At 64.5% G+C, this 12,049-nt stretch carries 13 protein-coding genes; 8 read left to right on the forward strand and 5 right to left on the reverse strand.

Annotated features, from left to right (window positions below):
- The first annotated feature begins 325 nt into the window (after positions 1-325).
- Together IVB24_RS00620 and argJ are read left to right on the forward strand one after the other, a co-directional pair.
- Positions 326-1,252, forward strand: a complete 927-nt coding sequence (locus IVB24_RS00620) for a peptidylprolyl isomerase (protein WP_247771731.1) — start codon at positions 326-328, stop codon at positions 1,250-1,252.
- Positions 1,253-1,376: 124 nt separating this feature from the next.
- On the forward strand, positions 1,377-2,618 hold the full coding sequence (argJ, locus tag IVB24_RS00625) for a bifunctional glutamate N-acetyltransferase/amino-acid acetyltransferase ArgJ (protein WP_166467440.1): 1,242 nt from the start codon (positions 1,377-1,379) through the stop codon (positions 2,616-2,618).
- Between the two features lie 28 nt (positions 2,619-2,646).
- On the opposite strand, the gene IVB24_RS00630 is transcribed toward argJ, so the two are convergent.
- The gene (locus tag IVB24_RS00630) at positions 2,647-3,978 is read right to left on the reverse strand and encodes a TadE/TadG family type IV pilus assembly protein (protein ID WP_166467441.1); all 1,332 of its coding nucleotides are present in this window, start codon (positions 3,976-3,978) and stop codon (positions 2,647-2,649) included.
- Positions 3,979-4,113: 135 nt separating this feature from the next.
- On the opposite strand from IVB24_RS00630, the gene IVB24_RS00635 reads away from it, so the two are divergent.
- Positions 4,114-4,524, forward strand: coding sequence for a (deoxy)nucleoside triphosphate pyrophosphohydrolase (locus tag IVB24_RS00635; protein WP_094973570.1), 411 nt, complete (start codon positions 4,114-4,116; stop codon positions 4,522-4,524).
- 115 nt (positions 4,525-4,639) lie between these two features.
- Here IVB24_RS00635 and IVB24_RS00640 read toward each other — a convergent pair whose 3' ends face one another.
- Complete coding sequence (locus IVB24_RS00640; protein ID WP_247771732.1) at positions 4,640-5,488, reverse strand: methyltransferase domain-containing protein; 849 nt, start codon at positions 5,486-5,488, stop codon at positions 4,640-4,642.
- Positions 5,489-5,552: 64 nt separating this feature from the next.
- On the opposite strand from IVB24_RS00640, the gene IVB24_RS00645 reads away from it, so the two are divergent.
- The 4 genes from IVB24_RS00645 to IVB24_RS00660 are packed head-to-tail and all read left to right on the forward strand — an operon-like array spanning position 5,553 to position 8,027.
- Positions 5,553-6,362, forward strand: a complete 810-nt coding sequence (locus IVB24_RS00645; protein WP_247771733.1) for a ComF family protein — start codon at positions 5,553-5,555, stop codon at positions 6,360-6,362.
- 35 nt (positions 6,363-6,397) lie between these two features.
- Positions 6,398-6,673 carry a glutaredoxin 3 gene (grxC, locus tag IVB24_RS00650; protein WP_094973573.1) on the forward strand — a complete coding sequence of 92 codons (276 nt, stop codon included), beginning with the start codon at positions 6,398-6,400 and terminating at the stop codon, positions 6,671-6,673.
- Positions 6,670-7,548, forward strand: coding sequence for a carbon-nitrogen hydrolase family protein (locus tag IVB24_RS00655; protein WP_094973574.1), 879 nt, complete (start codon positions 6,670-6,672; stop codon positions 7,546-7,548). Before grxC ends, IVB24_RS00655 begins: the two co-directional genes overlap by 4 nt.
- Positions 7,545-8,027, forward strand: a complete 483-nt coding sequence (locus IVB24_RS00660; RefSeq protein WP_247771734.1) for a DUF1178 family protein — start codon at positions 7,545-7,547, stop codon at positions 8,025-8,027. The genes IVB24_RS00655 and IVB24_RS00660 overlap by 4 nt, the downstream gene beginning before the upstream one ends.
- Here IVB24_RS00660 and IVB24_RS00665 read toward each other — a convergent pair.
- From IVB24_RS00665 to IVB24_RS00675, 3 genes are all read right to left on the reverse strand, one after another.
- Positions 8,024-8,923, reverse strand: a complete 900-nt coding sequence (locus tag IVB24_RS00665; RefSeq protein ID WP_166467445.1) for an EamA family transporter — start codon at positions 8,921-8,923, stop codon at positions 8,024-8,026. The two genes, IVB24_RS00660 and IVB24_RS00665, sit on opposite strands and share 4 nt — an antisense overlap.
- Positions 8,924-9,027: 104 nt before the next feature.
- Complete coding sequence (ubiG, locus tag IVB24_RS00670) at positions 9,028-9,801, reverse strand: bifunctional 2-polyprenyl-6-hydroxyphenol methylase/3-demethylubiquinol 3-O-methyltransferase UbiG (RefSeq protein ID WP_247771735.1); 774 nt, start codon at positions 9,799-9,801, stop codon at positions 9,028-9,030.
- A gap of 14 nt (positions 9,802-9,815) precedes the next feature.
- On the reverse strand, positions 9,816-10,283 hold the full coding sequence (locus tag IVB24_RS00675) for a PH domain-containing protein (RefSeq protein WP_247771736.1): 468 nt from the start codon (positions 10,281-10,283) through the stop codon (positions 9,816-9,818).
- Between the two features lie 149 nt (positions 10,284-10,432).
- Between IVB24_RS00675 and IVB24_RS00680 the strand changes: the two genes are divergently transcribed.
- On the forward strand, positions 10,433-11,689 hold the full coding sequence (locus IVB24_RS00680; RefSeq protein WP_094973578.1) for an aspartate kinase: 1,257 nt from the start codon (positions 10,433-10,435) through the stop codon (positions 11,687-11,689).
- Positions 11,690-12,049 lie beyond the last annotated feature (360 nt).

Genomic DNA, 12,049 nt, shown 5'->3' on the forward strand with positions numbered 1-12,049 from the left:
GCGTTGGGCCTAAGAAGTTGTCACCCGCCTGCCCATCAACTCACCGTGACGCCTCGCGGAGTCAGAGCCCGGACTGCGGGTTCATCCGCTATATGGGTGGGAATTGGACAAGTCTGGGTTCAACGGCCAAAAACGCAGCAAAATAAACGCCATCGCCATGGTCGCGACCGGGCAGAGATATGGCCCGGTCAGGGCCTTGTCAACGGCGGGCACATTGCGGCTAATTCATCATTTTGACAGACTTTTCGCGTTGCCAAGCCCCCCTGAATTGGGCGAGTGTCCGCCCCGCTTCGAGCAGCCCCCTGCTTCAACATAAGGATTTTCCATGACCACCTCGTTCCCGGCAACCACCGGCCAGCGTTTCCGCCATGCGTCCGCCCTGGCTGGCTGCCTCGCCTTGGGGCTGTCCCTGGCGATCGCGGGCCCGCTCCGGGCCGCCGACGATCCGGTGCTGGCGAAGGTCAACGGCGCGGAAATCAAGAAGAGCGACGTTGCCATGGCCGAGGAGGAACTCGGAGCGAGCCTCGCCCAGATGGACCCGGCAACCAAGGACGAGAACGTCCTGTCCTTCCTGATCGACATGAAGATCGTCGGCAAAGCCGCCGAGGACAAGAAGATCGCCGACAGCGAGGAGTTCAAGAAGCGCCTGGCATTCGCCCGCACCCGCCTGCTGATGGACAGCCTGCTGGCTCAGGAAGGCAAGGCCGCCACCACCCCCGACGCCATGAAGAAGGTCTATGAGGAGGCCTCCAAGCAGATCACCGGCGAGCAGGAAGTGCGCGCCCGCCACATCCTGGTCGAGACTGAGGACGAGGCCAAGGCGGTGAAGGCCGAGCTCGACAAGGGCGCCGATTTCGCCGAGCTGGCCAAGAAGAAGTCCAAGGATCCGGGCTCGGCCGACGGCGGCGATCTCGGCTTCTTCACCAAGGAGCAGATGGTGCCGGAATTCTCGGCTGTCGCCTTCGCGCTGGAGCCGGGCAAGATCTCCGACCCCGTCAAGTCGCAGTTCGGCTGGCACGTCATCAAGGTCGAGGAAAAGCGCAACCGCAAGGCGCCTGATTTCGAGCAGGTCAAGGCCCAGATCGAGCAGTACGTCACTCGCAAGGCCCAGGCCGACTACGTCGCCAAGCTGCGGACGGAAGCCAAGGTCGAGCGGCTGGACAAGCCGGCGGCGGACGCCAAGCCAGACGCCAAGCCGGCGGACGCAGCCAAGCCGTCCGACAGCAAGATGGCGCCGCCTGCAAAGAAGTAAGCCCGCGAAGACGTAAGAATTCGCTGTCACTTCACGGACGCCAAGAGTATCTAACGTCGCAATGGCCGGGCCACTTGATGGTCCGGCCATCTGCATATCCAGACCCCACCAAGGCGCCCCCGCGATGTCCTCCTCCGTCTCTCCCCTCGCCCCGAAAAACGTTCCCGATATGCCCGTGATCGCGGGCATTCGTCTTGCGACGGCCGAGGCCGGCATCCGCTACAAGAACCGCACCGACGTGCTGCTGGCGGTGATGGACAAGGGCACCGCGGTTGCCGGCGTCTTCACCAAATCGAAGTGCCCCTCCGCACCGGTGGAATGGTGCCGCGCCAAGCTGAAGGGCGGCAAGGCGCGCGCGCTCGTCGTCAATTCCGGCAACGCCAATGCCTTCACCGGCAAGACCGGCCGTGCCTCCACCGCGCTGACTGCGAAGATCGCGGCCAAGGCGGTCGGATGCAGCGAAAGCGAGATCTTCCTGGCCTCGACCGGCGTGATCGGCGAGCCGCTCGACGCGACCAAGTTCGACGGCGTGCTGGGCCGGTTGGCCGAAGCCGCCGAGCCCGGCGATTATCTCAATGCTGCCAAGGCGATCATGACCACCGATACCTTCCCGAAGGTCGCGACCGCGACCGTCAAGCTCGGCAAGGCCAGGGTCACCATCAACGGCATGGCCAAGGGTGCCGGCATGATCGCCCCCGACATGGCGACGATGCTGTCCTTCGTCTTCACCGACGCACCGATCGCGCCCGCGGCCTTGCAGGCGCTGCTCAAGGCCGGCGTCGAAGACACCTTCAACGCGGTGACGATCGATGGCGACACGTCCACGTCGGACACGCTGCTGGCCTTCGCCACCGGCGCTGCCGCCGAGCACGGCGCCCCGAAGATCAGCCGCGCCAGTGATCCGCGCCTGAAAGCGTTCGTCAAAGCCTTCAATCAAGTGCTCGCCAATCTTTCCGAGCAAGTGGCCCGCGACGGCGAAGGCGCGCGCAAGCTGGTCGAGATCACGGTCGAGGGCGCCAAGACCAAGGCCTCGGCGCGCAAGATCGCGATGTCTATCGCCAACTCGCCGCTGGTCAAGACCGCGATCGCCGGCGAAGACGCCAATTGGGGCCGCGTCGTGATGGCAGTCGGCAAGGCCGGCGAGCCGGCCGATCGCGACAGGCTCTCGATCTCCTTCAACGGCATCCGCGTCGCCAGGAGCGGCGCGCGCGATCCTGATTATGACGAGGCGCAGGTCTCGGAAGCGATGAAGGCGCCGGAGATCGCGATCAAGGTCTCGCTCGGCCTCGGCAAGGGCCGCGACCGCGTACTGACATGCGACCTCACCAAGGAGTATGTCGCGATCAACGGCGATTACAGGTCGTAGCTCCCGCTTGCGGGGAGAGGTGAGCAACTCACCCCGAGATGCGCGCGTCCGCAACCGCCTTCTTGAACAGCGCGTTCATGGCATCCGCGATGCCCTGGGTCGGGCTGACCTCGAAATAGAACCCGGGTGAGGCGCAGCTCTGCATGTTCTGCGCGACTTGGCTGTTCGGCGATGGGCCGAACGGGCCCTGGTTGAATGGGTCGATCCAGTCCATGTACCACTTGTTGGTCGGCAGTTTCAGATACGTTGTGTACAGCACTGCAATCTTGACCCCGCGATCTTTCATCGCCTTGCAAAGCGAGGCATTGAGCGGCGACTGACATCGCGAGCTTCCCGAGAGCGGCTTCAGGCAGCCCGCGTTGCTTTCGTCGGCAACGCCATCGGAAACGAAGAATAGATATTTCAGGGGCGAGTTGGACGTGCCGCTTCCGGGATTCGGGATCTCGTTGCTGATCGCCGGAAAGAGCGTACTGAACTGCGTATCCTGGTCCTTGGTATAGCTGTCGTTGTTGCCGTAGACGCCCATCAGGTCAATGTTGCCGGCCGCCGTCTTGGCGCTCGACAGACTCGACGAGAGCGAGAACAACGCGCGCAGACCGATCGTCTTGGACGAGGCGCCGAAATCGTAGATCGCCATGCGAAACTGATTGGAATAGGTCTGCGTGGCAGCGGCCGTGTCCATCAGCGACTGCGTCGCGCTGCGGAGCACGTCGATCCGGGTCGTCACGCCGAGCGTCTTGGCGAGATTGTAGTAGTTTTTGGAGTCGTTGTAGTCGTGGCAGGCGAAGGCACATTTATCGGACGTGTTGTTGACCATCTTGGTCACGTCGTCCGGCGTCGCCGCGACGCCCATCGACGGCGAATTGTCCAGCAGCAGGTAGAAGTCGATATAGAGCGGCATGCTGGCCGTCGCTTTCGACGTACCGGTCAGCGCCAGTGCGGTCTTGCCGATCAGGCCGAGAAACATGGTGTTGATGGTGGCGTTGAACGCGACAGTCGAGGTGACGGTCGAGCCGGTCTTGACCACGGTCGGCGTGACGCTGTTGAGGGTATAGCCGGTCAGATTGGCGCGATTGGCGTTGAAGATGTTGTTGGCGTCGGTGACGCCGACGGAAATCGAGCCATCCGACGTCATGGTGCCGGCGGCCTTGAAGGCCGGCGACGCCTTGGCGATCGAGCCGACGCTGGCGGCGTCGGCCGCGGCCTGAAGCTTGGCCCGGGTCTGCGTCGCGCGCGAATAGTCGACCGCGCAGCCGACCGCGGTGATCAGTGGGACGCAGCCAAGCGCGAAGATCACCGCGATATTGCCGCGCCGGTCGTGAACGAACCGGCGGATGATGGTGGAAAGCGCAGCGCGCATGGTTCGGGCCCGGAGTGGTTAAGCGTTTCCACTCTAGGAACCCCGGATTAAATATGACTTATGGAACTTGGAAACCCCGGCCGCAACGGGGTTAACTAACCGTTGCGGGTGATCTTCAGCGAGCGACATTCACGTATGGCCGATCTGAAACTGACATTGGTTGTGGCCTGCGCGCTGATCGACGCCGACAAGCGCGTCCTGATCGCGCAGCGCCCCGAGGGCAAGACGCTGGCCGGCCTCTGGGAGTTTCCCGGCGGCAAGTGTGAACCGGGCGAACGGCCGGAGCAGAGCCTGATCCGCGAGCTGCACGAGGAGCTCGGCATCACCGTCGCCGAGCCGTGCCTGGCGCCGCTGACCTTTGCGAGCTACGGTTACGAGACCTTCCACCTGCTGATGCCGCTCTATGTCTGCCGGCGCTGGGAGGGACAAATGGCGCCGCGCGAAGGCCAGACCCTGGCCTGGGTCCGCGCCAACAAGCTGCGCGACTACCCGATGCCGCCCGCGGACATTCCGCTGATCCCGCATTTGATTGATCTGTTGATGTGAGCACGGGCCTCATCCTGAGGAGACCGCGAAGCGGTCGTCTCGAAGGATGGCCAAACGGCAAGAGCCGGGCCTGCATGGTTCGAGACGGCGCTTACGCGCCTCCTCACCATGAGGATCACTCCTTCCCCGCCTTCTTCACCGCGTCCGCCAGGCTCGCCTTCGCCGATCCCGGCTTCAGCGGCTGCTGCTGGCTCGCATGCGGGGACCAGCCGGAGAGCCAGATGATGTCGAAGGTCGCACGGATCCGGCCGTCGGCATCGGCAAAAAGCTCGGCATAAATCTCCGCCATCCGCAACAGCGTCGCGCGCCGGCTCGGCGTGCGACGCCGCTCGATCAGCACATTGGCCGCGCCCATGCGGCGGAGATCCTGCATCAGCGCGAACGCATTGCCGTAGCGCACCACGACACGGTCGACGTCGGTCACCGGCAGGGCAAATCCCGCCCGCTGCAATAGCGCGCCGATGTCGCGCAAATCGGCGAACGGCGCCACGCGCGGCGAGACGCCGCCCTCGCATTCGGCCTCCGCCGTGGCAAAGGCCTGTCGCAGCTCGGTCAGGCTGTCCCCGCCGAGCATCGCGGCGAGCAGCAAGCCATCGGGCTTCAGCGCGCGCCGAACTTGCGCGAGCACGCCAGGCAAATCGTTGACAAATTGCAGTGCCAGCGCGGAGACGACGAGATCGAGGCTTTCCGGCGCGAAGGGCAGTTTCTCAGCACCGGCCGCATCGAGAGCGATGTGCGCGATAGACGGAAGCCGCGTACGCAGGTCCGCAAGACCTTCGCCGGGCGTCCAGAGATCGGCCGCCGCGTGGAAATCCCGCATCACCGCGGCCAGCCGGTCAGACATGTCCTCGGCGACTCGATCGAGCAGGAAGCCCACGGCACCTTGCGCCTGCGCCCGCCGTTGCCGCGCATGCAGCAAGGCACGATCGAATAAAGCGGGCGGGGTTTGGGGTGTCTGGGCCATGCCGCTGGTTATGCCGATCTCGACGGTTCTGGCAATCCGGCCTGTGCGGCGCTAGCCTTCCCCTATGGAAGCCGAGACCGCCCCCAACCGTTCCATCGCCGCACCGCTGCGTGCCGCATGGACGGCCGGCCGCCACATCCTGTCGCGCGCGGCACGGCTGGCGCTCGACATCGCGCTGCCGACGCTGTGCGTGTCGTGCCGCGAGCCGGTCGACGGCGAGGGCGTCTGCGCGGCCTGCTGGGCGCGACTGTCGTTCATCGAGCGGCCCTATTGCCCGCGGCTCGGAATTCCCTTCGTCTATGATCCCGGCCCCGACATGCTGTCGATGGAGGCAATCGCGAGCCCGCCGGCCTACCAGCGCGCCCGCGCGGCTGTCCGTTACGACGACGTCGCGCGCACGCTGGTGCATGCGCTGAAGTACCAGGACCGCACCGATCTGGCGCCCGCGATGGGCCGCTGGATGGCGCGGGCGGGCGGCGAACTGCTTGATGGCGCCGACATGCTGTTGCCGGTGCCCCTGCATTGGCGGCGGGCCTGGCGCCGCCGCTACAACCAGTCCGGGGCGCTGGCGCAGGTCATCGAGCGGCAGAGCGGGGTCAAGGCGAGGACTGAGGTGCTGCGCCGGGTGCGCGCCACCGAGCAGCAGATAGGCCTGTCGCGGGCCCAGCGCGCCACCAATGTGCAGGGCGCGTTCCAGGTATCCCCCGACCGTCAGGCGGAAATCCAGGGCCGCCGCCTTGTCCTGATCGACGACGTCCTGACCTCGGGGGCGACGCTGGATGCCTGTGCGCGGGTCCTGCTCCGGGCCAAAGCCGCCCAGGTCGACGTGCTGGTCTTCGCCCGGGTTGTCGAGAGCGGCCCTCGTCCCATATAATTCAATGACTTCATGACATGAGAGCGCCGGACGCCATGACTGCTGCTGTCGAGATCTACACCAGGCCGGGCTGCGGTTATTGTTCCGCGGCGAGGTCCCTGCTGACCCGCAAGAAGGCGACTTTTACCGAATTCGACGTCGCTAAGAACCCCTCCTGGCGGGACGAGATGTACGACCGCGCCGGCGAGGGCTCGACCTTTCCGCAGATCTGGATCGGCGGAACCCATATCGGCGGCTGCGACGATCTCTACGCGCTCGATCGCGAGGGCAAGCTCGACGGCATGCTCGAAGGTGTGAAGGCCACGTCATGAGCGAGAACCGCACGTTCACCGCCGCCATGGTGCAGATGCGCACCGGCCTGATGCCCGAGCCGAGCTTGGCCCAAGCGACGAAGCTGATCCGGCAGGCGGCCGCCAACGGCGCCGACTACGTGCAGACGCCCGAAGTCAGCAACATGATGCAGCTGAACCGCAAGGCGCTGTTCGAGCATCTGCAGAGCGAAGAGGACGACACTTCGCTGAAGGCCTACCGGGCGCTCGCGGCGGAACTGAAAATCCATCTCCATGTCGGCTCGCTGGCGCTGCGCTTTTCGCCGGAGAAGGCGGTCAACCGCTCCTTCCTGATCGGGCCCGAGGGCAATGTGCTCGCGAGCTACGACAAGATCCACATGTTCGACATCGAGCTGCCGGACGGCGAGAGCTATCGCGAATCCGCCAATTACCAGCCGGGCGAGACCGCGGTGATCTCCGATCTGCCCTGGGGCCGCGTCGGATTGACGATCTGCTACGATGTGCGCTTCCCGGCGCTTTACCGCGCGCTGGCCGAGAGCGGCGCATACTTCATCACCGTGCCCTCTGCCTTCACCCGCAAGACCGGTGAAGCGCATTGGCACGTGCTGCTGCGTGCGCGCGCGATCGAGACCGGCTGCTTCATCTTCGCCGCGGCCCAGGCCGGCACCCACGAGAACAAGCGCGAGACTTACGGCCATTCGCTGATCATCGATCCCTGGGGCGAGATCCTCGCCGAGGGCGATGTCGAGCCCGGCATCATCATGGCCAGGATCGACCCGGCCAAGGTCGAGACCGCACGCCGCGCGATCCCCTCGCTCCAGCACGGCCGTCGTTTCGGCGTCGCCGACCCCAAGGCGGGGCCGGATCATTTGCACCTGGTGCGAGGATCGGCATGATCCGCTACGCGCTCCACTGCGACAAGAGCCACGAATTCGAAAGCTGGTTCCAGAGTTCGTCGGCGTATGATTCGCAGGTTAAGCGCAAGCTCGTGACCTGCCCGATCTGCGGCTCGGCCAAGGTCGAGAAGGCGATCATGGCCCCGCGCATCGTCGGCAAGAAGGGCCGCGGCCGTGCAACGCCGCCGCCTGAGCCCGCGGCTGCTCCCGCGCCCGAGGCTGCACCGTCAGGACCGACCTCGCTGTTGATGGCGCAGGAGAAAGAGCTGCGCAGCAAGCTGAAGGAGCTGCGCGATCACATCGTGAAGAACGCCGACAATGTCGGTGAGCGCTTTGCCAACGAAGCCCGCGCGATGCATTACGGCGACAAGGAGCACCGTCCGATCTACGGCGAGGCCTCGCCCGAGGAGGCGAAATCGCTGATCGACGAGGGCATCAAGGTATCGCCGCTGCCGACATTGCCGGAAGACAGGAACTAGGCTCCCACCAGCACCGCCACGCCGATGATGATCAGCGCGATGCCTGCAAGCTCGCGTGGCGCGATCGGCTGCTTGAACGAGTAATACGCCACGGCTTGCGCGAACAGCACCTCGATCAGAGCGAGTGTGCGGACATTGGCGGCGGCCGTCAGCGCGAACGCCAGGAACCAGAACTGCGAGGCGAAGGCGCCCATGAAGCCCGCTAGCATCGACGGCTTCCACAAGCCCAAAATCGCCTGCAGCACCTTTGGCGCGCGCCAGAGCAGATAGATGGTCAGGATCAGCGTCTGCACGAACAGGCCAAGCACCAGCGTGAGCGAGGCCGCGGTCACGAAAGAGACGCCGGGAACATTGATAATGGCGCCGCGAAAGCCGACAGCGGACAACGCGAAGGCCGCCGCGGCAACGAGCCCGGTAATGGTCGGCTTCAGCTCCGCAAAACTCTTCTCGCCGCCGGACCTGAGCGCGGTGATGACGACGCCGATTGTCGCGATGACGATCGCCAGCACCTTCAGCCAGGTCAGGTGGTCGCCGAGGAAGACGAAGCCGAAGATCGCGGTCTGGATCGCCTCGGTCTTCAGATACGCCGTCGTCACCACGAAGGAACGGTCGTTCATCGCGAGCAGCATCAGGCCGGTGGCGACGATCTGGCTGAGCGCACCCAGCAGCAGCCACGGCCAGAACACGGAGGGCGGCGGGCCGAGATGATCGCCGGTCGCGATCAGCACCACGCCCAGAAACAATAGCGAGAACGGAAAGCCGAACAGGAAGCGGATATTGGTCGCTCCCCAGGTCCCCAACGGCTTCGTCAGCGACCGCTGCATCGCATTGCGCGCGACCTGCCCGAGCGCGGCGACGACGGTGAAGGGAATCCAGAGGCTGGCGACGGTGAACATGAGGGGGCTATGCAGGGAAGGGACCGCAGCCAACCTGCCGCTAGCGCTCAAGCCCGTCAATCACGCCCACGTCATAGGAGCGATGCTTGAGCCTGCTTGCGCCCTCACACCATCCCTTCCGCCACCACCATGTAGTTCACGTCCATGTCCGACGAGAGCGACCATTTGTCGGCGAAGGGCGAGTAGACCACGCCGGTCTGCTCGGTGATGACGAGGCGGTTGTCGAGCAGGTATTTGGCCAGCTCGTCGGGGGTGACGAACTTGTTCCATTCGTGGGTGCCGCGCGGCAGCCAGCGCAGGACGTATTCGGCGCCGACGATGGCGAGCGCAAAGCTCTTCCAGTTGCGGTTCAGCGTCGAGACCACCATGAGGCCGTTCGGCTTCAGCATCGCGGCGCAGCGCTTCAGGAAGACGCCGACATCGACGACGTGCTCGACCACTTCCATCGCCAGCACGATGTCGAAGCGCTCGCGCGGGTCGATCTCCTCGACCGTGGTGCAGCGGTAGTCGATCGCGAGATGGCCCTTGTCGGCATGCAGCTTCGCCGCGGCGATGTTGCTCTGGGAGGGATCGACGCCGATGACCTGCGCCCCGAGCCGCGACAGCGGCTCGCACAACAGGCCGGCGCCGCAGCCGATGTCGAGCACGCGCAAGCCGCCGAGGCAATTGAGGCTGCGTAAATTGCGCTCGAACTTGCGGCAGGCGGCATCGCGGATATAGCCGAGCCGCAGGGGATTGATCCGGTGCAGCGGCGCCATCTTGCCGTTGGGGTCCCACCACTCCGCCGAGAGTTTTGAAAATTTCGCGATCTCGGCGGCATCGACGGTCGAGCCCTGCTGCGGGCTTGTGGTTGCGGAAGTATCTTGCTGCATGCTCATGGTTACGCGCGGTCCTACCGCGTGGTGATCGAACTACGGAAGGCGAGCGGCGAGGCGATGGTCTTGATCGTCTCGATCCCCTCGCCGACGCCGCGAATCGTCACGTCGCCGTAGTTGAGAACACGTCCAAGGATGGTCTGATCGACGTCGACGCTTTCGACCTTGTCCAGCGCCATCTCGAAGGTGCGGCGCTTGATGAAGCCGGTCTTGTGCACGACCCTGAGATTGGTGACGTCGGTCTCGGTGGTGAAGCGGTGGAACCAGCCCTTCAGGGTCCAATAAAGCGCGGCAAGCGCAACGAGGCCGGAGGCGACCAGACAGAGCAGGACGAGCCAATCGGCGATCGGCTGCCGGGATGCCACGAAGAGCGCGCCGGCCACGATCCAGGCCACGATGGCCGGGAAATAGAAGATCCAGTGCGCATTGGTCGAATACAGCACCCGTTCGCCGGGCTGCAGAATCTCGTCGATGTAACGCGCCATGACCTCGGTTAACCCATTGCCGCACCCGGTCCCGCAGGAACCCGCTTGCCCCCGGCCCCGCCGCTATGTATACGCGCGGTCGGTGTCCACAGGCACCCGTCCGGTGCGGGTCACCATACTGATCCCTTTGAAGGAATGCACGCGTCGTCATGAGCCGCCTCGTGATGAAATTCGGCGGCACATCCGTCGCCAACATCGAACGTATCCGCAACGTCGCACGCCATGTGAAGCGTGAGGTCGACGCCGGCCACGAAGTGGCCGTGGTCGTCTCGGCGATGTCCGGGAAAACCAACGAGCTGGTGGCCTGGTGCACCGAGGCCTCGCCGATGCACGACGCGCGCGAATACGACGCCGTCGTCGCCTCCGGCGAACAGGTGACATCCGGCCTGCTCGCCATTGCGCTCCAGGGCATGGGCATTCAGGCCCGCTCCTGGCAGGGCTGGCAGATCCCGATCAAGACCAGCGACGCCCACGCCTCGGCCCGGATCGAGGACATCGACGGCACCGAGATCATCAAGCGCTTCAGGGAGCGCAAGGAGGTCGCGGTCATCGCCGGCTTCCAAGGCATCGAGCCCAAGACGGGCCGCATCACCACGCTCGGCCGCGGCGGCTCCGACACCTCGGCCGTGGCGATCGCCGCCGCCGTCAAGGCCGACCGCTGCGACATCTACACCGATGTCGACGGCGTCTACACGACCGACCCGCGAATCGTTCCGAAGGCCAAGAGGCTCGACAAGATCGCATTCGAAGACATGCTGGAACTGGCCTCCCAGGGCGCAAAAGTGCTCCAGGTTCGCTCGGTGGAACTCGGCATGGTCCACAACATGCCGATCTTCGTCCGTTCGAGCTTCGACAAGCCCGAGGATATCGACCCGCATGCCAACCAGCCGCCCGGCACGCTGATCTGCAGCGAGGAGGAGATCATGGAAAGCCACGTCGTCACCGGCATTGCCTTTTCGAAGGACGAGGCCCAGATCTCGGTGCGCCAGATCGAGGACAAGCCGGGCGTTGCCGCCTCGATCTTCGGCCCGCTGGCGGATGCCAACATCAACGTCGACATGATCGTGCAGAACGTCTCGGAGGACGGCAAGACAACCGACCTCACCTTCACGGTGCCGGCAGCCGATTATACCCGCGCCAAGGACACGATTACCGCCGCCAAGGCCAAGATCGGTTATGCACGGCTGGATACCGCTACCGACGTCGCAAAAATCTCGGTGATCGGCAGCGGCATGCGCAGCCATGCCGGCGTCGCCGCCCAGGCGTTCTCGGCCCTTGCGGGGCGGAATATCAACATCCGGGCCATTACAACCTCCGAGATCAAGTTCTCGGTTTTGATCGACACCGCCTATACCGAGCTTGCGGTGCGCACCCTGCATACGCTCTACGGTCTCGATCAGGCCTGAAGCGCGACCATCGTCACGCTTCAGGTTGTTGTTTGAGCATGGTCTTTCCGGAAAACCGCTTCGCACTTTTCCGGACCATGGCTGGACTAATTTTCTCTTAGCGGTCGCAGCAAACGCTGAGGTCTCCACACATTCGCGTTTGGCAGGCGTTTTGCTTGGCAAAACAAGCCTCAATTCGCTATACGGCGAACAGGGTGGGCTGCCGCAGACTGTGTCCCAGTTCAGGGCGGCGCTGATTCGGTACAAGCGCTGATCTCAAGTAGATTTTGGGTTTGTGCCTGCGCCGGACGAACAATTTGGTTGTTTTTCTGGATTTTTGGGCCAGCCGCCGGCCGATACCGCCGGGCCGGGCAGACGGAG

The sequence above is a fragment of the Bradyrhizobium sp. 192 genome, from assembly GCF_023100965.1.
GTDB classification, from domain to species: domain Bacteria; phylum Pseudomonadota; class Alphaproteobacteria; order Rhizobiales; family Xanthobacteraceae; genus Bradyrhizobium; species Bradyrhizobium symbiodeficiens.

What these genes read in the sequence shown, in the direction of transcription:
- IVB24_RS00620 (WP_247771731.1), top strand. Translation starts at nt 326, where the DNA reads ATGACCACCTCGTTCCCGGCAACCACCGGCCAGCGTTTCCGCCATGCG.
- argJ (WP_166467440.1), top strand. Translation starts at nt 1,377, where the DNA reads ATGTCCTCCTCCGTCTCTCCCCTCGCCCCGAAAAACGTTCCCGATATG.
- IVB24_RS00630 (WP_166467441.1), bottom strand. Translation starts at nt 3,978, where the DNA reads ATGCGCGCTGCGCTTTCCACCATCATCCGCCGGTTCGTTCACGACCGG.
- IVB24_RS00635 (WP_094973570.1), top strand. Translation starts at nt 4,114, where the DNA reads ATGGCCGATCTGAAACTGACATTGGTTGTGGCCTGCGCGCTGATCGAC.
- IVB24_RS00640 (WP_247771732.1), bottom strand. Translation starts at nt 5,488, where the DNA reads ATGGCCCAGACACCCCAAACCCCGCCCGCTTTATTCGATCGTGCCTTG.
- IVB24_RS00645 (WP_247771733.1), top strand. Translation starts at nt 5,553, where the DNA reads ATGGAAGCCGAGACCGCCCCCAACCGTTCCATCGCCGCACCGCTGCGT.
- grxC (WP_094973573.1), top strand. Translation starts at nt 6,398, where the DNA reads ATGACTGCTGCTGTCGAGATCTACACCAGGCCGGGCTGCGGTTATTGT.
- IVB24_RS00655 (WP_094973574.1), top strand. Translation starts at nt 6,670, where the DNA reads ATGAGCGAGAACCGCACGTTCACCGCCGCCATGGTGCAGATGCGCACC.
- IVB24_RS00660 (WP_247771734.1), top strand. Translation starts at nt 7,545, where the DNA reads ATGATCCGCTACGCGCTCCACTGCGACAAGAGCCACGAATTCGAAAGC.
- IVB24_RS00665 (WP_166467445.1), bottom strand. Translation starts at nt 8,923, where the DNA reads ATGTTCACCGTCGCCAGCCTCTGGATTCCCTTCACCGTCGTCGCCGCG.
- ubiG (WP_247771735.1), bottom strand. Translation starts at nt 9,801, where the DNA reads ATGAGCATGCAGCAAGATACTTCCGCAACCACAAGCCCGCAGCAGGGC.
- IVB24_RS00675 (WP_247771736.1), bottom strand. Translation starts at nt 10,283, where the DNA reads ATGGCGCGTTACATCGACGAGATTCTGCAGCCCGGCGAACGGGTGCTG.
- IVB24_RS00680 (WP_094973578.1), top strand. Translation starts at nt 10,433, where the DNA reads ATGAGCCGCCTCGTGATGAAATTCGGCGGCACATCCGTCGCCAACATC.